Consider the following 16774-nt stretch of genomic DNA (forward strand, 5'->3'; position numbering starts at 1 on the left):
AGGAGAGGAGAGGAGAGGAGAGGAGAGGAGAGGAGAGGATGCACTGCGTCAAACGACTCGGCAAGGGCCTCATGCCGAGGGACTTTGATCGGCAGGTCGCCGAGCGACGGGTCCGGATCGCGGGGCTCAACCGCTACACCGCTCTTCGCATACCCGTCACAGAGCCCGTCGTATAAACCCGTCCGGGGAAAGGGGAAGCTCGCTCAAACCCCGATTTGGGCAACAAAGCCCCGCATAGGCCGAGGCCTGCAGCCCGACCATCGTCTGCGTCCGGAGCACGGCAGAATATAGTATGATCTTCTGCAATCCCGAATTTTGCAAATGCTTCGTGGAGCCTTTTTAGCGATTTTAATAATCGTCGTCGTAAGTGATATTGAATGCAACATCGATCATGCTCAAAGCTCTCTATGGGAGAGTTCCAGCCTCATCCTCGGTTTCGAGTTTCGCAAATATACAATCGCCTAATAAAAACCACCGCCGGAGCGGTGGTTCTTCTGCTTTGGCACAATCCGTTGTTCAGCGCAGGATTGATTTGCCTGCATAGACGGCGGTCTCGCCCAGCATTTCCTCGATGCGGATCAGCTGGTTGTACTTCGCCAGACGGTCCGAGCGCGAGAGGGAGCCCGTTTTGATCTGGCCGCAATTCGTCGCCACGGCGAGGTCGGCGATGGTCGCATCTTCGGTCTCGCCCGAGCGGTGCGACATCACGTTAGTGTATCGGGCGCGGTGGGCCATATCGACCGCTTTCAGGGTCTCGGACAGGGTGCCGATCTGGTTGACCTTGACCAGCATCGAGTTGGCGCAGCCTTTGGCGATGCCGTCGGCCAGACGCTCGGGATTGGTGACGAAGAGATCGTCGCCCACGAGCTGGACCTTGTCACCCAGGCGCTCGGTCAGGAGCTTCCAGCCCTCCCAATCATCCTCGGCGCAACCGTCTTCGATGGACAGGATCGGGTAATCGGCCACCAGCTTTTCGAGGTAGTCGACATTCTCTTCGGAGGTGAGGGAGGCACCTTCACCCTTCATCTCGTACTTGCCGTCCACGTAGTATTCGGTGGAGGCGCAATCGAGAGCCAGCATGATGTCGTCGCCGGGTTTGTAGCCCGCTTTCTCGATGGACTTCATGATGAAATCGAGCGCTTCACGGGTGGAGCCGATATTGGGCGCAAAGCCGCCCTCGTCGCCGATCCCCGTTGCCAGACCAGCAGCGGAGAGCTCCTTTTTCAGGGTGTGGAACACCTCGGCGCCCATGCGCACAGCGTCGCGGATATTCTCCGCCGAGACCGGCATGATCATGAATTCCTGAATGTCGATCGGGTTGTCCGCGTGCTCTCCGCCATTGATGATGTTCATCATCGGCACGGGCAAAGTGCGCGCGGCGGTTCCGCCCACATAGCGGAACAGCGGCTGAGCGGTGAATTCGGCAGCGGCCTTGGCCACGGCCAGCGACACGCCGAGGATGGCATTGGCGCCAAGGCGCGCCTTGTTGCCGGTTCCGTCCAGCTCAATCATCGCCGCATCGATGGCCTCCTGCTCAGTGGCGTCCATGCCGATCAGCAGGTCGGCGATTTCGCCATTGACGGCGGCCACGGCCTCGGTGACGCCTTTGCCCAGATAGCGGGATTTGTCACCGTCGCGGCGCTCATGGGCTTCGTGGGCGCCGGTCGAGGCACCCGATGGCACGGCCGCGCGGCCCATGGAGCCGTCTTCCAGAATAATGTCGACCTCGACGGTAGGATTGCCCCGGCTGTCGAGGATTTCCCGGCCAGTCACGTCAATGATGATGCTCATGCGAGTCTCCAGATGGTTTCGCTAACAGGTTGCGCAGTCTCTACGACGCACGGCGGCGTCTGGAAAGAGCCCGTTCTCGGGCGAGGGCATAAAGGCCACTGCCCACAAGGATTGTGGCGCCGACCAGTGTCAGCGCATCTGGCCGTTCACCCAAGAGGAGAACGCCGAGGATCAAAGCAAAAATCAGCCGCGCGTAGCGGAAGGGGATCACCGCAGAGACCTCCGTCAGGCGCGTGGATGTGGTCACCGCCACATACGCGCCGACACCGATGGCGATAGCCGCAGCCATCGCGCTCCACGCCTGCAGGTCGCCCGCAGGCATCCCGGAATTCAATAGCATCACCGGCACAGCAAAGACCGCCGTCGTGGCATAGGCCCAGCCTGAGACTGCCGTCGAGCCGATATGCACGGGGATGCGGCGCGAGACCAGATCGCGCACCGACAGACCCAGCACGCCGATCACGGTCAGAAGGGCCGCCGGACGAAATCCTTCGAGACCGGGCCGCAGAATGATCAGCACCCCGATCAGGCCGATCAGCACCGCCGTCCAGCGTCTTGGCCCCACGGGTTCTCCGAGCCAGAGCGCCGCCCCTGCCGTGACCACAAGCGGCGCGGATTGCAGCAGGGCGGAGCTGAGCGACAAGGGAATCAGGGTGAGCCCGGTGACAAAGAAAAGGGCTGCGATCCCTTCCGATGCGCTGCGGATCATCACGTAGCGGTCGAGCGCATCACGGGACCACATGCGCTGGCCCTTCATGCGGCACAGGATCGTAAAGACCAGTGTGCCGCCGGTGCCAAGGATCACAAGTATCTGGCTGGCCGAGAAGCTCTCAGCCGCGGTTTTGATAAAGTAATCTTCGAGGGCAAAACCAGCCATGCCCAGAACCATCAGGAGAATGGCGCGCTGTGTAGCGTCACGCATGGGCGAAGTCCAATCCGTTGGGTGCTACTGTCCATGGGCCAAGTCGCACCGGCGCGCAATGGCTCATCTAACGGCGTGTCTTGCGGCGCCCGTAGAGCTCCAGCTTGTGCCCGTGCAGCTCATAGCCCAGCCGTGCGGCAATGCGCTCCTGCAGCGCTTCGATGTCCGGGTCAACAAACTCGATCACCCGGCCTGTCTCCAGATCAATAAGATGGTCATGGTGCCCCCGCTCGGCGTCTTCGTAGCGGGCGCGTCCCCCGTCAAAATCCCGCTTTTCGAGGATGCCTTCCTCCTCAAAGGCTTTCAACGTCCGGTAGATGGTCGCCAGTGACAGCGTGAAGCCGCGGACTGCGGCGCGCTGGCGGATGGTTTCGGCGTCGGGATGGTCCGTTGAGGCTTCGAGCACAGCCGCAATCTCGCGCCGGGGAGCGGTCAGGCGCAGGCCCGCCTGTCTGCATCTGTCAAGAATGCCATTTGCCATGGCTCTGGCCTATCCCAAGCCGATCCGCTGTGCCAGATGGATGCGTCAGACGGTGATCTGACCAGTCAGTACGCGCACGGCGCCGCCCGAGATCCGGACTTCGCCAGGCCGGGCTTCGACACGGATCCGCGACGGGCGGCCCATCTCGACGCCTTGGGTGATATCGAGGCTGACCGGTCCGTTCTCGATCTGCGCCAGATAGAGTCCGAGCGCCGCTGCCGCGCTGCCTGTCGCCGGATCTTCGGGAATGTCGTCCAGCGGAGCGAACATGCGTGCCTGAACGCTGTTGCCGTCCCGCACGTAGGCGTAGACGGCGAAATCCAGCGGCAGTTCGTGGGTCGCTTGCGCCTTGCGAAACGCGTAAATCTGCGGTGCGGCCTGTGCCAGCCGTTCGCGGTCCTGCAGCTCGACCAAAGCAAAGGGCAGGCCGGCGGAGGCGATGATCGGGCCATGACTGCGCATGTTGATCGCCATCCGGCGAAGCCCCAGACACTCGGCGATCAGCGTGGTCTCCGGGTGGCCGAAAAGCTCGATCTGAGTCTCCCGCGTTACCGTGGCCTCGCCGTCCCGGACCGTCACCGGCACAGTCCCGATCCCCAGCTCGAACCTCAGTTCGCAGTCTGTCCCCTGCGCAAGCGCGATTGCGGTCCCGATCACCGGATGTCCGGCAAACGGAATCTCCTGCGTGGGCGTAAAGATCCTGAGCCTGTGGGTGCCGTCGCGCGTCTCGGGCGGATATACGAACACCGTCTCGGAGAATCCAAACTCTCGCGCGATGGGCAGCATCCGGTCTTCGGGGACAGCTATGGCATCGGGCAGAACCCCAAGCGGGTTTCCTGCGTAACGGTCGGCGGTAAAGACGTCGTAGACGAGGAATTCCGGCATGGATCTGGCCTCTCGCTTGCGCCCCCCCACCAAGGGAGGGCGCGGTGGGGATCAAATCGTGTAGAGCGGCGGCTTGCCCTGCGCTTCGTGGATCTGGTTTACCACCTGCTGCTCGATGCCCATGGCGCGGGCCAGCCGGTCAAGGAACTCGGCCTCGGCGCGATTGTCGGGCTCGATGGCCAGAACTGCGGTAGTGTAGACTTCGATCTCGTGGCCGTCCGGCGTATCGCGCGCCAGTGCTTCGGGATCCACGGGGGCGGTCATCTGCTCCTGCAGGAAGGCGATTTCCTGCGGATCTGCGTCGTTCAGGACTTCCATCAGCCCAGCGCGCTCGGCCTCGTCGATCTCGCCATCGGCACGGGCAGCCTGCACCATGGCGCGGATCATCAGGCCGGAGACCTGCTCTTCTTCGGGAGTATCTTCGGGCGTGTCGCGGGTGCTGTCCAAAAGCCCCTTCATCTGACCCGCTGCCGCGGTACCACCGGCCAGCCCCGCCAGACCGCCCAGCATTCCGCCAAGCCCGCCACCGCGCGCCATGCCGCCGGAGCGATCATCGACCCCGAGCTTTTCCAGCATCCCGCCAAAGCCACCACTGCTACCGCCGCCCCCTTGGGTCAACTTACGCTTCAGGCCGTCGATCCCGCCGGCCTTATTGAGGGCCTGCATGCCCTTGGCCGCCGCGACCGCCAGTGCCATTTTCATCGCCATGTTCTTCAGAGACATTCGCTATACTCCCAGTTGCTTCGCATCAGAAGTGGCGTCCTTTGCCCCCGGTGACAAGAGCGGGGTTGCCGAGAGCGGGGCTTTGCCGATGTCAGACGGCGATCGTGGGCTTCGGGCGCACGGTCTCCCAGGCGTCATATTGCGACAAGAATATCTGTCCCGTGAGATGGCTGATCAGGTGGGTGGCGCGGAGCTTGTCCATCACCGGCCCCTTTACCTCCGAGAGATGCAGCTTCACCCCCATGTCGCGCAGCCGGTCGTTCAGATCCTCCAGCGCTTCCAGCGCGGAAAAGTCCACGGCGTTCACGGCGGAGAACATGAGGATCACGTGGCGAATGGCGCAGCCGTCTGTGACCCGAGACAGGATCAGATCCTCCAGCACGCGGGCATTGACGAAATACAGGCTTTCATCGACCCGCAGGCTCAGGACGCTGGGATGAGTCTCCACATCGTGGCGGTTGATGTTGCGGAAATGCTGGGTGCCGGGGACCTGCCCCACCTCGGCCACATGGGGGCGGGAGGTCTTGTAGAGGTGCAGCATCACCGAAACGATGACCCCCGAGGCCACGCCGACCTCGACCCCCATCGTCAGGGTCAAGAGGATCGTGGCCATGACGGCGATGAAATCGGCCTTGGAGTAGCGCCAGGTTTTGCCAAGCATGGAAAAATCCACGAGGCTCAGGACCGCGACGATAATCGTGGCCGCGAGGGTTGCGGCGGGCAGGTAATAGATTAGCGGTGTCAGGGCGACGGCGGCGATGGCAAGACCGATGGCCGTGAAAGCACCCGCAGCCGGGGTTTCGGCGCCTGCGTCGAAATTTACCACCGAGCGGGCAAAGCCCCCGGTCACCGGATAGCCGCCTGTAAAGGCCGCGCCGAGATTGGCTGCGCCGAGGCCTATCAGCTCCTGATCCGGGTCGATGCGCTGGCGTTTCTTCGCAGCAAGGGTCTGGGCCACGGAGATGGATTCCACGAAACCGATGATCGACAGGAGGATCGCGGGCAACAGCAGGCTTTTGACCAGAGACGGATCGAGACCGGGCATGGTCAGGGGCGGCAGGCTCTGCGGGACAGCGCCGACAATCTTGACCCCGTGGTCGCTGAGCCCGGTCATCCAGACGAGGACCGTGGTGACAAAGACCGCCGCGACCGGCCCGGCCTTGGTCAGGACATCCGCAAGCTTGGGCGTCAGACCCTTGGACAAAAGGAACGGCTTCATCCCCTTGCGCACCCAGAACAGAAACGCGGTGGCTGCGACGCCGATCAGCAGGGTCCAGATGTTGATCTGGCCCAGATGCGAGAGGAGCGACCCCAGCATCTCCGGCAAGGTATGGCCATGGGCGGAGACGCCGAGAATGTGCTTGAGCTGGCTGGTAGCGATCAGAATGCCCGAAGCGGTGATGAAACCGGCGATGACCGGGTGGCTGAGGAAATTCGCCAGAAATCCGAGGCGGAGGATGCCGAGGATCACCAGAAAGCCCCCCGACAGAAAGGCCAGCGTCAGAGCGGCGACGGCGTAACCTGCAGTGCCCTGCTCGGCGACCTGCCCCACGGCGGACGCGGTAAGCAGTGAGACAACAGCCACCGGCCCTACTGCCAGTGCGCGGCTGGTGCCAAAGACCGCATAGAGGAGGATCGGCGCGATGGAAGCATAAATCCCTGCCTCAGGTGGCAGCCCCGCCAGCATGGCATAGGCCAGTGATTGCGGGATCAGCATGATGGTCACGATCACCGCCGCGATCATGTCGTTGGAGAAACTCTCCCTTGTGTAGCTGCGCCCCCATTGGAGGATCGGCATATAGTGGCGGAGGCGTTGGATCATGGCGTTTGTCTGCTCTCTTTCTGTCACCCGATGGTGCTTGTGCCCTCGGGCAGGGTCTCGCAGGATCGGACCAAATCAGATCCTTTACGTTCGCGCAGTCGTATCGGCCATGCCATGCTCCCGGTCATTGGCGTCATTCGAGTGCGCAGGTAGATGGGCCGAATTTGATGGTCAGTTTTATGGCCAGAACCGACCCAGACCGTTTGTTTGTTTCCGCTGCAAATCCAGGCTAGGCCTCAAGCTTCCGGCTAAGATCAGACCCTGGATTCTGACGATACTTGCGCTTGGAAAGGGGCCCCGATCACGCGGGTCGTCGCGCTGTGTCTAAGGCCTCTGCTTACGCGCCTGTAGCCGACCAGAGGGCGGCTGAGCGGGCGCCGCTCCGGCAATATGCAAGAACCGGCCCCGGAACCTCACGCATCGCTTCGTTAAAGGTCATCACGGCCCCGTCCATCGCCGCGCCCGACACCACGGGGATGTAACGGGCCGCGAGTCCCGCCGCCTTTGCGACAACCTCGATCTCCGCAAACGTCGGCTGACCGGGTTCCTCACCATCGGGGCGGTTGCAGATAACGGCTCTGAACCCTGCCTCTCGGATCGCAGGGATGTTGGCCGTTGTAATCTGACCAGCGACGCTCAACCCGTCAGAAAGCCGTCTGATATCCATCGTAAAAATTCCTACTTCCGTCCAAAATCCGAAGTCGTGAGGCGATCGTCGCCGTCGCGGTCCACGAGTTCCAGAAACGCGTCAGAGGCATCGACGAATTCTTCTTCGGTAACCCGGCCGTCGCCGTCGCGATCATTGAAATCCCGCAGGAAACCCTTCTGCGCGCGCCCCATGCCGCCACCTTGGCCACCAGCATTGGCCGCCATGTCTTCCTTACGCGTAGAATCGAACAGGTCGTATTCCCCGCTGTCCAGTGCGCCGTCTTCGTTCTGATCGAACATGAAGAACACGTCGCTGCGTTTTGCGCGGACCTCTTCGAGGCTCACCGCGCCGTCGCCATCGGCATCCCAGTTTTCAAGGAAATGCTGCCCCGGCATGCGCTCGCCCTGAGACAGGGCCGGGACCGCAGGGATAAGCGCGATTAAGCCAGCAAGAAATAATTTGTGCATTGGTCTACTTTCAATTGAGAAGTGATGACCCTGATCAGCCGAGCCCGTTTACCGGGACTTTCAGCATCTGCCGTCCGTCCTTGTCCGTGGGGATCTCGCCCGCGCGCATGTTCACTTGGAGGGACGGGATGATTAATTTCGGCATGTCGAGCGTGGCATCCCGCTCAGTGCGGAACTTCACGAAGTCTTCCTTCGACTTGCCCTGACCCACGTGGATATTGTGCGCCTTTTCATCGCCCACGGTGGTTTCCCACTCGATATCGCGGCCATTAGGCCCGTAGTCGTGGCACATGAACAGCCGCATCTCGTCCGGCAAGGCCAGCACCTTCTGGATCGAATCGTAGAGCGTTGCCGCGTCGCCGCCAGGGAAATCCGCCCGGGCCGAGCCGCCATCGGGCATGAACAGCGTGTCACCTACAAAGGTTGCGTTGCCCATCACGTGGGCCATACAGGCCGGGGTGTGGCCGGGCGTGTAGATCGCGAGGCACTCCATCTCGCCGACCTTGTAAGTATCGCCGTCCTGGAACAGCGCGTCGAATTGGCTGCCATCACGCTGAAACTCAGTACCTTCGTTGAACACCTTGCCAAAGGTCTCCTGCACCACGGTGATCTGGTCGCCGATGCCGATCTTGCCGCCCAGTTGCTGCTGGATATAGGGCGCGGCGGAGAGGTGGTCGGCATGGACATGTGTCTCGATGATCCATTCGAGGGTCAGTCCGCGCTCCTTCACCCGCGCGATCATGGCGTCGGCGTGGTCAAAGGTGATCCGCCCGGCGGCGTAGTCGATGTCCATGACGCTGTCGACGATGGCACAGGCGTCGGAGGCCGGATCCTTGACGATATAGCTGATCGTGTTCGTCGCCTCATCGAAGAACGCCTCGACCTCGGGCGTGATATCCATGTTGACCGGGTAGGTGTTAGTCATGCTCTGATCCCTCTTATTGCGGTGGCCATGTGGCTGCCGCGCATCTTGTCTGATCTCGTCGTACCGACCGGTGTACCAGCCGTCTGTGACCATATCACAAAGAGGGGATTTTTCTGCGGCCCTATCCTTTCGAATATGAAATGTCCGCCGCGTGGCTCAGGCCGAAGCGATGCGCCGCAAGGTGTCCGCGTCGGTGATCTCTACCGAGCCACGCCCGACGCTGAGCAGATCCCGCCGGGCAAATTCCGCCAGCTGGCGCGAGACGACCTCGCGGGCGGTGCCGAGCTCAGTGGCCAGTTGCTGGTGGGTGATTTTCAGCGGGCCGCGGCTGGGAGCCAGCTCCAGCAGGCGCTGGGCCAGACGCATGTCGATCTTGCCAAAGGCGACCTCGTCGATGACCCGGAACAGATCGGTGATCCGACGGGCATAGGCGGCAAAAACAAAGTCCCGGAACTGGGTCGACTCGGCGGTCAGCCGGTCGAAGGTCGCGCGAGGGATCGCGGCGGCGCGGATATCCGTTTCGGCCCGGCCTTCGGCGGCATAGGCCTCGTGGGCCAACAGGCAGGCGGTGGTCAACACGCAGCTTTGCCCAGCCTCAACCCGGTAAAGGACGATCTCGCGTCCCGATTGTGAGGTCTGGGACACCCGCACGGTTCCGTCGAGCAACAGCAGGAGGTTATCAGGCACTGCCCCGGGGCCGAAGACTTCGGCACCCTTTGGCAGGGAGACGACGGCGCTTTGACGGGTCAGGGTGTCCTTTATCCCTGCGGGCAAGCGCGCCAGGCCCTCGAAACGATCGATCCAGTTGGTTGTAATCATACATCTGCCTTGTCTTCGTTTCCCGGCAGCCCCTCTTGCGGAGCAAAGTGCTCAATTCCGGCATTTTATGGATGGGGATTAAAATGAATCGATCAGCTTCTGAAGTCCAGATCTTGCAAAGGTATCGTGGGCGCATGAGGCGCGCAAAGCGCTTTCGTATTCGAATGAAGTTGCAGGCCGTCGCGAAATCGCCAAACTGTAAGCGCAACTAGTCTTGATTGTTGTAATGAGATCGTTCGACGGCCGCGTTCTCGATCGGAAAGGTTCATGCGCTCGTCCCGGCCGTTTGTCGGGATATCGGTCCCCCAGTGACCAGAGCCGCCAGAGCGATTGCCGAGAGGAAGACTGTAGGGGATCTGTCATACCGTGTCGCCACCCGTCGCCAATCCTTCAGGCGGCCGAACATAATTTCGATCCAATTACGCCGTTTGGAGCGCCGCTTGTCGTATCTGATGGGTCTCTTGCACTGCTTGCGACCTGGGATGCAGGCCCTTATCCCTCTGTCTTCTAACGCTTCCCTGAACCAGTCGGCGTCATAGCCCCGGTCGCCCGACAGCCATTCGACATCTGGAAGACTGCTGCACCGCGCCCGCGCGCCGACGTAGCCGCTGACCTGACCGGCCGTGATGAGCTTGTCCAGAGGACGGCCGAGACGATCGCCGACCGCGTGCAGCTTGGTGTTCATCCCGCCTTTCGTTCGATCGATGGCACGCCCGCGCTTGTCGAGAGTTCCCCCTTTTTCGCCCGCAAGCTGGAGGTCGTGCGGTGCGCTTTGAGATCATTCGGCCGTCTGCTCGGACCGATGGCGCCGCCGACCTTATCATAGATCATCACGGTCGTCTTCTCGCCGTGGTCGGCGGCCAGACTGGCCATCATCCGCGCGAAGATGCCCTTTTCGCTCCAACGCTTCCAGCGGCTGAAGAGTGGTTTGTGAGGGCCGCACTCTTTCGGTGCGTCGCGCCACCGTAAGCCATTGCGATTGAAGAAGATAATGCCGCTCAAAACACGTCTGTCATCAACGCGGGGCTTTCCGTGGGACTTCGGGAAGAAAGGCTCCAGACGCGCCATCTGCGCATCCGTCAGCCACAAAAGATCAGACAGGATCACCGCTCAGTTTTCGAACCGTGAATCATGCCGCGAAACGGAAATCAATGGGTCCTGACCCTTCTGTATCTCCGCTTTGCTATTCCAGGCCCGTCCGCAACCTTGGCCGAGGTCGCTGACGGGGTGGTGCGCGACGTCTGACCCTTGAGGCATGACCACGTTCTCTGGCTTGTCGGCACCACCTCTCTTCATCGTCTCAAACAGTTGAATGTGACCGCTCTGGACCACGGATCAGAAGGGAGAGAGCATAAGCAAGTTATCACAGGATCACATCGTCGGCACAGATGTCTCACGTGATTGGCTGGACATTCATTGCCTGCCCGATGGTACAAGGTTGCGTTGGCCAAACAATGACGATGGGCATGCCCGGATTGCATCTTTGGCGGCAGCGCGTCACGCCCTGGTGTGCTTTGAGGCTACTGGCGGGCAGGAATGGCGTTTGTGGTCCAACCTCGACACTGCCGGGATCGCGACGCGGCAGCTGCCGCCTGCCCAGATCAAGGCCTTCGCCGCCAGTCGGGGCACACGGGCCAGGACGGATCGGATTGATGCGGAACTGATCGCGCGGTTCATGGCGTTCAGGCCAGATGCAGGACGCAGATTACCACATGAGAAATTGCGCCTTCTCAGAGCGTTGACATCAAAGCGCGGGCAGCTGATCGAGACACGAGAGCGTCTTGTGATGCAGATCAAGGCACCGGCAAAACTGGGTGTGGATGACCAATTCGCAGACATGGATGCCAATCTAAAAGGTCTGTTGGATCGTCAGATTGCCGAAATTGAAGCACAGATCAAACAAACCATCATCTCAGATGACGAGATGTTCCAAACCGCCGGAATCCTGCGCTCTGTTTCAGCGACAGGCCCGGTTACAGTCGCAATGCTGATCGCGGAAATGCCTGAACCTGAACAGATTACAGGCGAACAAGCCGCCGCACTGACTGGACTTGCGCCCATCGCACATGAAAGCGGCGCATTGCGCGGGAAACGCGCCATCGCAGGTGGGAGACGTTCTCTTCGTCATGTGATGTTCCAGGCCGCTCTGGTAGCCAGTCACCACAATCCAATCCTGAAAACATTCGCACAACGCCTTCAAACTGCAGGGAAGCCACACAAAGTCATTGTCACGGCCGTCGCGCGAAAGCTCGTCACAATCGCAAATGCGCTGTGCAAATCTCGCCAGAAATGGGCTTCTCAGCCAGATCGAGAAATACAGTTGCTAGGCTTATCCGGGTTTTGGCCGATTGGTCTTCCCCCACTGAAGTGGTCCTCCGCTATGTTTAGGAAAACGGAGGAAACAGATGGCAAACAAGCGACCAAAGCCGGAAGAGATTGTTACGAAGTTACGGCAGGTTGAGGTTCTGACGGGGCAAGGGATGCCGCGTCTGGATGCGATCCGCCAGATCGGCGTGACTGAACAGACGTTCTACCGCTGGAAGAAAAAGTACGGTGGAATGGGCACGGACCAATTGAAGGAACTAAAGCGTCTTCAGAAAGAGAATGAGCGCCTGCGCAAGGCCGTTTCGGATCTGACCCTGGACAAGCTGATCCTGGCGGAGGCCGCAAAGGGAAACTTCTGAGCCCGGCTCGTCGCCGTGCTTGCATTGATCGTATTCGAGCGGAGTTGATTGTCTCGGAGCGCCGTGCCTGTCGTGTTCTCAGACAGCACCGATCGACACAGCGCAAGGTACCCATTGGTCGCCCGGACGAAGAACGCTTGGTGGCCGACATGATCGGGCTGACCCGGCAATATGGACGGTATGGCTATCGTCGGATTGCAGCAATGCTCAGAGATGCTGGCTGGCATGTGAACGACAAACGCGTCGAAAGGCTGTGGCGACGAGAGGGGCTGAAAGTCCCAATGAAACAACCAGAGAAGGGACGGCTCTGGCTGAATGATGGATCGTGCGTCAGACTGCGACCAGAGCGTCGCGATCACGTTTGGTCGTACGACTTTGTGCATTGCCGGACTGCCGACGGAAAGGCGTTCCGGACATTGAATATCATCGACGCGTACAGCCGCGAGTGCCTGACCATCCGTGTGGATCGCAACCTGAACTCAGGCAACGTCATCGATGCGCTGAGCGACCTGTTCATCCTGCGCGGTGTGCCGTCGTTCATTCGGTCTGACAATGGCCCGGAGTTCGTTGCTCAAGCCGTACAGGACTGGATCAAAGCTGTCGGCGCGAAAACGGCTTACATCGAACCTGGATCGCCTTGGGAGAACGGATACTGCGAAAGCTTCAACGCCCGTTTCCGCGACGAGTTCCTGAATGGCGAAATCTTTTACAGCCTGCGAGAAGCCCAAGTTCTGATCGAACAATGGAGGAAACACTACAACACGAAACGACAACACAGCGCATTGGGCTACCGCCCACCGGCTCCGGAAACCGTCGTCACGATGGACCGGAGGCCAGTCATGCACTAACAATCAAATTGGACCACTCAAGTGGGGCTGATCAAGACCAGACTGCGTTGGGTAACTGACCACCGCTTTTTTTTGCACAAATGTCGTGAGGGGTTCCCTAGTTGAATCCAATAGGGTCGAAACTGTGCACGAGCAGTTAGTCCCCAACGAAGTACAAGACGAGGAACTGGCCTTCGCACAACACTGCGCTAAAGCAGCGCGGTTCGTGGCGACGAGAGGTGTCAGCATCTCGATGGCCAGCCGGGCATTCGGCGTCAGCGAGACCTGCTATCGATATCCGTGAGCGACTCCAGGGACCAAGATTCGTGGAAACGAGCGTCGCCTGTGGGAATGAAACATTGAGGACACCAAAATTCGTTCCGATACCAGAACACAAGTTTCTCACGATTCAGATGCGAGAGGCGTTACGGAGACACATACACTGCTCTGCATTTCGAATTCGGGACTAAAATTCAATCAAATCAAAATGTACCCGATCGCCATCGCTCAGGTGGAAAGATCGGTTAACAACTGATCAATCAAAGCAAAAAAGCCCCCGCGTATACGCAGGGGCTTTCAATGTTTGGTGTCGGATCAGTTCAAAGACCTGTGGTCACGTCAATCGTGTTGCCCTCTTCGAGGGTCACATAAGCCTTTTTCACGGAAGCACGGCGACCGAGTATGCCGCGAAAACGCTTTTGCTTGCCTTTGGTGATGGTCGTGTTCACGGCCTTCACCTTAACGCCGAACAGCGCTTCAACAGCTTCCTTAATGGCGGGCTTGTTCGCGTCGCGCGCCACTTCGAAGACCACCGCACCGTTCTCGGAGGCCATGGTGGCCTTTTCCGTGATGATCGGCTTACGGATCACGTCGTAATGTTCAACCTTCGCGCTCATTTCAGACGAGCCTCCAGAGCTTCGATCCCCGCTTTGGTGATCACCAGGGTGTCACGCTTGAGGATGTCGTACACATTGGCGCCCATGGACGGAAGAACGTCCAGGCCATCGATGTTACGAGCCGCCTGAGCGAAGTTCTCGTTCACGGCAGCACCGTCAATGACCAGCGCACGCTTCCAGCCCAGTTCCTTGACCTTGGAGGCCAGAGCCTTGGTCTTGGCGTCAGCCAGATCGGCGTTTTCGAGGACGACAAGGTTGCCCTCTTTCGCCTTCGCCGACAGGGCGTGACGCAGACCCAGCGCCCGGAACTTCTTGGGCAGTTCGTGAGCGTGGCTGCGCGGGGTCGGGCCCTTATAGACGCCACCCTTGCGGAAGATCGGCGCGTTGCGATCGCCGTGACGGGCGCCGCCAGAGCCTTTCTGACGCACAATCTTCTTGGTCGAGTAGCTGGTCTCAGACCGGGTCTTCACCTTATGGGTGCCGGCCTGCGCTTTGTTCCGCTGCCAGCGCACCACACGGTGCAGGATGTCGGCGCGCGGCTCGAGGCCAAAGATCTCATCGTTGAGATCAACGGACCCATTGGTGCCACCGTCGAGGGTCAGGACATCGGTTTTCATTCGTCACCTTCCTTCTTCTCGGCGTCGCCGGATTCCTCGGCGATCTGCGCCTCGGCTTCCTTCAGCGCAGCTTCCTGCTCGGCGGCGAGACGCTCGGCCTCGGCAGCTTCGGCAGCCAGACGCTCGGCCTCGGCAGCCTCGGCGGCTTCAGCAGCAAGACGCTCGGCTTCCTCGGCAGCGGACTTCAGCGCGGCGGGGTAGATCACACCCTCAGGGACCGGCTTCTTCACCGCATCCTTGATGGTGACCCAGCCGCCCTTGGAGCCGGGAACGGCGCCCTTGACCATGATCAGGCCACGGTCGGCGTCCGTCTTCACAACTTGCAGGTTTTGGGTCGTCACACGGGCAGCACCCATGTGGCCGGCCATCTTCTTACCCTTGAACACCTTGCCAGGGTCCTGACACTGACCGGTCGAACCATGGGAACGGTGGCTGATGGACACACCGTGCGAGGCGCGCAGACCACCGAAGTTGTGGCGTTTCATGGCACCGGCGAAACCCTTACCAATCGAGGTGCCGGACACGTCAACGTACTGGCCTTCGAAATAGTGGTTTGCGGTGATTTCTTCACCCACGGCGATCAGGTTCTCGGGGGCAACCCGGAACTCGGCGACCTTACGCTTCGGCTCGACCTTGGCGACCGCGAAATGGCCGCGCAGGGCCTTCGAGGTGTTCTTGGCTTTGGCCGTACCGGCACCGAGCTGAACCGCGGTGTAACCGTGGTCCTCGGCGGTGCGCTGGGCAACGACCTGAAGTTTGTCGAGTTGCAGGACGGTGACGGGCACTTGCCGGCCATCTTCCTGGAAGATCCGCGTCATGCCGACCTTCTTGGCAATCACTCCGGAACGCAGCATATCAGGCCCCCATCACCTTGATGTCGACCGCCACGCCGGCAGCCAGGTCGAGCTTCATCAGCGCGTCCACGGTCTGCGGGGTCGGATCAACAATGTCGAGCATCCGCTTGTGAGTGCGGATTTCGAACTGATCGCGGGACTTCTTGTCCACGTGGGGACCACGCAGGACGGTGAATTTCTCGATCTTGTTCGGCATCGGGATCGGTCCGCGAACGGACGCACCGGTGCGCTTGGCGGTCGAGACGATTTCCTGGGTCGACGCATCGAGGACCCGGTAATCGAACGCCTTCAGGCGAATACGAATGTTCTGGCTGGCAGCCATGATGTCATTCCCTAAAGCAGGGTTCCGGTCGAGAGGTGGAACAGGGCGCATCCCCACCCCACTTCGGACCGTCTTCATCTAGAAGCACGCCGCGCGCCCATAGGCGCGCATTGTGCTGGGGTCAAGCCAAAACGACTTCACCCCGCGACTGTCGCGCGACCCGTTTCCGGGCCGCGCTTTGTGTCGGTCACTCGATGATTTTCGAGACGACGCCGGCGCCGACGGTGCGGCCGCCTTCGCGGATGGCGAAGCGGAGCTTCTCTTCCATCGCGATCGGGGCGATCAGCTCGACGCCAAACGACACGTTGTCGCCCGGCATCACCATCTCGGTGCCCTCGGCCAGCTGAACCGTGCCGGTCACGTCCGTGGTACGGAAGTAGAACTGCGGACGGTAGTTGGCGAAGAACGGCGTGTGACGGCCACCCTCTTCCTTGGTCAGGATGTAGGCTTCGGCCTCGAACTTCGTGTGCGGGGTCACGGAGCCCGGCTTGGCCAGAACCTGACCACGCTGAACGCCTTCACGGTCGATGCCGCGCAGCAGGGCGCCGATGTTGTCGCCGGCTTCACCGCGATCCAGCAGCTTGCGGAACATTTCCACGCCCGTGCAGGTGGTCTTCTTGGTGTCGCGGATGCCGACGATTTCGATCTCGTCGCCCACGTTGATCACGCCACGCTCGACACGACCGGTCACAACCGTACCACGGCCGGAGATCGAGAACACGTCCTCGACCGGCATCAGGAAGGGCTGGTCCACGGCGCGCTCGGGCGTCGGGATGTAGTCATCGACGGCGGCCATCAGCTTGCGGATGGACTCTTCGCCGATGTTGGCGTCACGGCCTTCCATGGCGGCCAGGGCGGAACCCGGAACCACCGGGATGTCGTCGCCCGGGTACTCGTAGGACGACAGCAGCTCGCGGATTTCCATCTCGACGAGCTCGAGGAGCTCCTCGTCATCCACCTGGTCGACCTTGTTCATGTACACGACCATGGCCGGGATGCCGACCTGACGGCCGAGCAGGATGTGCTCGCGGGTCTGGGGCATGGGGCCGTCAGCCGCGTTCACCACGAGGATCGCGCCGTCCATCTGGGC

18 protein-coding genes are annotated in these 16774 nt (G+C 60.7%); 2 read left to right on the forward strand and 16 right to left on the reverse strand.

What is annotated here, in order from left to right; genetic code table 11:
* Positions 1 to 516 precede the first annotated feature (516 nt).
* The 11 genes from eno to FEV53_RS17610 all read right to left on the reverse strand — a co-directional run bounded on the left by eno (position 517) and on the right by FEV53_RS17610 (position 10585).
* The gene (gene eno / locus FEV53_RS17560; protein WP_142836046.1) at positions 517 to 1791 is read right to left on the reverse strand and encodes a phosphopyruvate hydratase; all 1275 of its coding nucleotides are present in this window, start codon (positions 1789 to 1791) and stop codon (positions 517 to 519) included.
* A 40-nt stretch (positions 1792 to 1831) separates the two neighbouring features.
* On the reverse strand, positions 1832 to 2713 hold the full coding sequence (locus FEV53_RS17565) for a DMT family transporter (RefSeq protein ID WP_142836047.1): 882 nt from the start codon (positions 2711 to 2713) through the stop codon (positions 1832 to 1834).
* Between the two features lie 67 nt (positions 2714 to 2780).
* Positions 2781 to 3194, reverse strand: a complete 414-nt coding sequence (locus tag FEV53_RS17570; RefSeq protein WP_142836048.1) for a Fur family transcriptional regulator — start codon at positions 3192 to 3194, stop codon at positions 2781 to 2783.
* Between the two features lie 45 nt (positions 3195 to 3239).
* A complete protein-coding gene (locus FEV53_RS17575; protein WP_142836049.1) occupies positions 3240 to 4079 on the reverse strand; it encodes a PhzF family phenazine biosynthesis protein in 840 nt (279 codons plus the stop codon).
* Positions 4080 to 4130: 51 nt separating this feature from the next.
* Entirely contained in the window at positions 4131 to 4802 is a 672-nt protein-coding gene (locus FEV53_RS17580) for a DUF533 domain-containing protein (protein ID WP_142836050.1), read from the reverse strand.
* A 91-nt stretch (positions 4803 to 4893) separates the two neighbouring features.
* Complete coding sequence (locus FEV53_RS17585) at positions 4894 to 6624, reverse strand: SulP family inorganic anion transporter (RefSeq protein ID WP_185962297.1); 1731 nt, start codon at positions 6622 to 6624, stop codon at positions 4894 to 4896.
* A 337-nt stretch (positions 6625 to 6961) separates the two neighbouring features.
* Positions 6962 to 7291, reverse strand: coding sequence for a protein tyrosine phosphatase family protein (locus FEV53_RS17590; protein ID WP_142836051.1), 330 nt, complete (start codon positions 7289 to 7291; stop codon positions 6962 to 6964).
* Between the two features lie 11 nt (positions 7292 to 7302).
* Positions 7303 to 7740: an EF-hand domain-containing protein gene (locus FEV53_RS17595; RefSeq protein ID WP_142836052.1), complete on the reverse strand. Its 438-nt coding sequence runs from the start codon at positions 7738 to 7740 to the stop codon at positions 7303 to 7305.
* A gap of 34 nt (positions 7741 to 7774) precedes the next feature.
* Positions 7775 to 8665 carry an MBL fold metallo-hydrolase gene (locus tag FEV53_RS17600; protein WP_142836053.1) on the reverse strand — a complete coding sequence of 297 codons (891 nt, stop codon included), beginning with the start codon at positions 8663 to 8665 and terminating at the stop codon, positions 7775 to 7777.
* Positions 8666 to 8821: 156 nt separating this feature from the next.
* Positions 8822 to 9484, reverse strand: a complete 663-nt coding sequence (locus FEV53_RS17605; RefSeq protein ID WP_185962298.1) for a Crp/Fnr family transcriptional regulator — start codon at positions 9482 to 9484, stop codon at positions 8822 to 8824.
* Positions 9485 to 9749: 265 nt separating this feature from the next.
* Positions 9750 to 10585 (reverse strand): IS5 family transposase gene (locus tag FEV53_RS17610; RefSeq protein WP_425465501.1). Its coding sequence is split into 2 segments (ribosomal slippage): positions 9750 to 10234 and positions 10234 to 10585, totalling 837 coding nucleotides; the frame shifts between segments, so codons are not numbered across the junction.
* A gap of 274 nt (positions 10586 to 10859) precedes the next feature.
* Here FEV53_RS17610 and FEV53_RS17615 point away from each other — a divergent pair.
* Positions 10860 to 11945 (forward strand): IS110 family RNA-guided transposase, encoded by a 1086-nt coding sequence (locus tag FEV53_RS17615; protein WP_281283549.1) that lies wholly within the window; start codon positions 10860 to 10862, stop codon positions 11943 to 11945.
* Positions 11890 to 13016 (forward strand): IS3 family transposase gene (locus tag FEV53_RS17620; RefSeq protein ID WP_142836054.1). Its coding sequence is split into 2 segments (ribosomal slippage): positions 11890 to 12154 and positions 12154 to 13016, totalling 1128 coding nucleotides; the frame shifts between segments, so codons are not numbered across the junction. The genes FEV53_RS17615 and FEV53_RS17620 overlap by 56 nt, the downstream gene beginning before the upstream one ends.
* Before the next feature lie 578 nt (positions 13017 to 13594).
* Here the strand turns inward: FEV53_RS17620 and FEV53_RS17625 are convergent.
* The 5 genes from FEV53_RS17625 to tuf all read right to left on the reverse strand — a co-directional run.
* Complete coding sequence (locus tag FEV53_RS17625) at positions 13595 to 13891, reverse strand: 50S ribosomal protein L23 (RefSeq protein ID WP_142836055.1); 297 nt, start codon at positions 13889 to 13891, stop codon at positions 13595 to 13597.
* Complete coding sequence (gene rplD, locus FEV53_RS17630) at positions 13888 to 14508, reverse strand: 50S ribosomal protein L4 (protein ID WP_142836056.1); 621 nt, start codon at positions 14506 to 14508, stop codon at positions 13888 to 13890. The genes FEV53_RS17625 and rplD overlap by 4 nt, the downstream gene beginning before the upstream one ends.
* Positions 14505 to 15362: a 50S ribosomal protein L3 gene (gene rplC / locus FEV53_RS17635; RefSeq protein ID WP_142836057.1), complete on the reverse strand. Its 858-nt coding sequence runs from the start codon at positions 15360 to 15362 to the stop codon at positions 14505 to 14507. The genes rplD and rplC overlap by 4 nt, the downstream gene beginning before the upstream one ends.
* 1 nt (position 15363) lies before the next feature.
* Positions 15364 to 15684 carry a 30S ribosomal protein S10 gene (rpsJ, locus tag FEV53_RS17640; RefSeq protein WP_142836058.1) on the reverse strand — a complete coding sequence of 107 codons (321 nt, stop codon included), beginning with the start codon at positions 15682 to 15684 and terminating at the stop codon, positions 15364 to 15366.
* 187 nt (positions 15685 to 15871) lie between these two features.
* A partial coding sequence (tuf, locus tag FEV53_RS17645; protein WP_142834475.1) for an elongation factor Tu occupies positions 15872 to 16774 on the reverse strand: 903 nt, incomplete at its 5' end.

Origin of the sequence: Palleronia caenipelagi, assembly GCF_007004065.1 — a bacterium.
Classification (GTDB): Bacteria; Pseudomonadota; Alphaproteobacteria; order Rhodobacterales; family Rhodobacteraceae; genus Palleronia; species Palleronia caenipelagi.

Excerpts from the sequence above, each read along its gene's own strand:
- eno (WP_142836046.1), bottom strand. The coding sequence starts at position 1,791 with ATGAGCATCATCATTGACGTGACTGGCCGGGAAATCCTCGACAGCCGG.
- FEV53_RS17565 (WP_142836047.1), bottom strand. The coding sequence starts at position 2,713 with ATGCGTGACGCTACACAGCGCGCCATTCTCCTGATGGTTCTGGGCATG.
- FEV53_RS17570 (WP_142836048.1), bottom strand. The coding sequence starts at position 3,194 with ATGGCAAATGGCATTCTTGACAGATGCAGACAGGCGGGCCTGCGCCTG.
- FEV53_RS17575 (WP_142836049.1), bottom strand. The coding sequence starts at position 4,079 with ATGCCGGAATTCCTCGTCTACGACGTCTTTACCGCCGACCGTTACGCA.
- FEV53_RS17580 (WP_142836050.1), bottom strand. The coding sequence starts at position 4,802 with ATGTCTCTGAAGAACATGGCGATGAAAATGGCACTGGCGGTCGCGGCG.
- FEV53_RS17585 (WP_185962297.1), bottom strand. The coding sequence starts at position 6,624 with ATGATCCAACGCCTCCGCCACTATATGCCGATCCTCCAATGGGGGCGC.
- FEV53_RS17590 (WP_142836051.1), bottom strand. The coding sequence starts at position 7,291 with ATGGATATCAGACGGCTTTCTGACGGGTTGAGCGTCGCTGGTCAGATT.
- FEV53_RS17595 (WP_142836052.1), bottom strand. The coding sequence starts at position 7,740 with ATGCACAAATTATTTCTTGCTGGCTTAATCGCGCTTATCCCTGCGGTC.
- FEV53_RS17600 (WP_142836053.1), bottom strand. The coding sequence starts at position 8,665 with ATGACTAACACCTACCCGGTCAACATGGATATCACGCCCGAGGTCGAG.
- FEV53_RS17605 (WP_185962298.1), bottom strand. The coding sequence starts at position 9,484 with ATGATTACAACCAACTGGATCGATCGTTTCGAGGGCCTGGCGCGCTTG.
- FEV53_RS17625 (WP_142836055.1), bottom strand. The coding sequence starts at position 13,891 with ATGAGCGCGAAGGTTGAACATTACGACGTGATCCGTAAGCCGATCATC.
- rplD (WP_142836056.1), bottom strand. The coding sequence starts at position 14,508 with ATGAAAACCGATGTCCTGACCCTCGACGGTGGCACCAATGGGTCCGTT.
- rplC (WP_142836057.1), bottom strand. The coding sequence starts at position 15,362 with ATGCTGCGTTCCGGAGTGATTGCCAAGAAGGTCGGCATGACGCGGATC.
- rpsJ (WP_142836058.1), bottom strand. The coding sequence starts at position 15,684 with ATGGCTGCCAGCCAGAACATTCGTATTCGCCTGAAGGCGTTCGATTAC.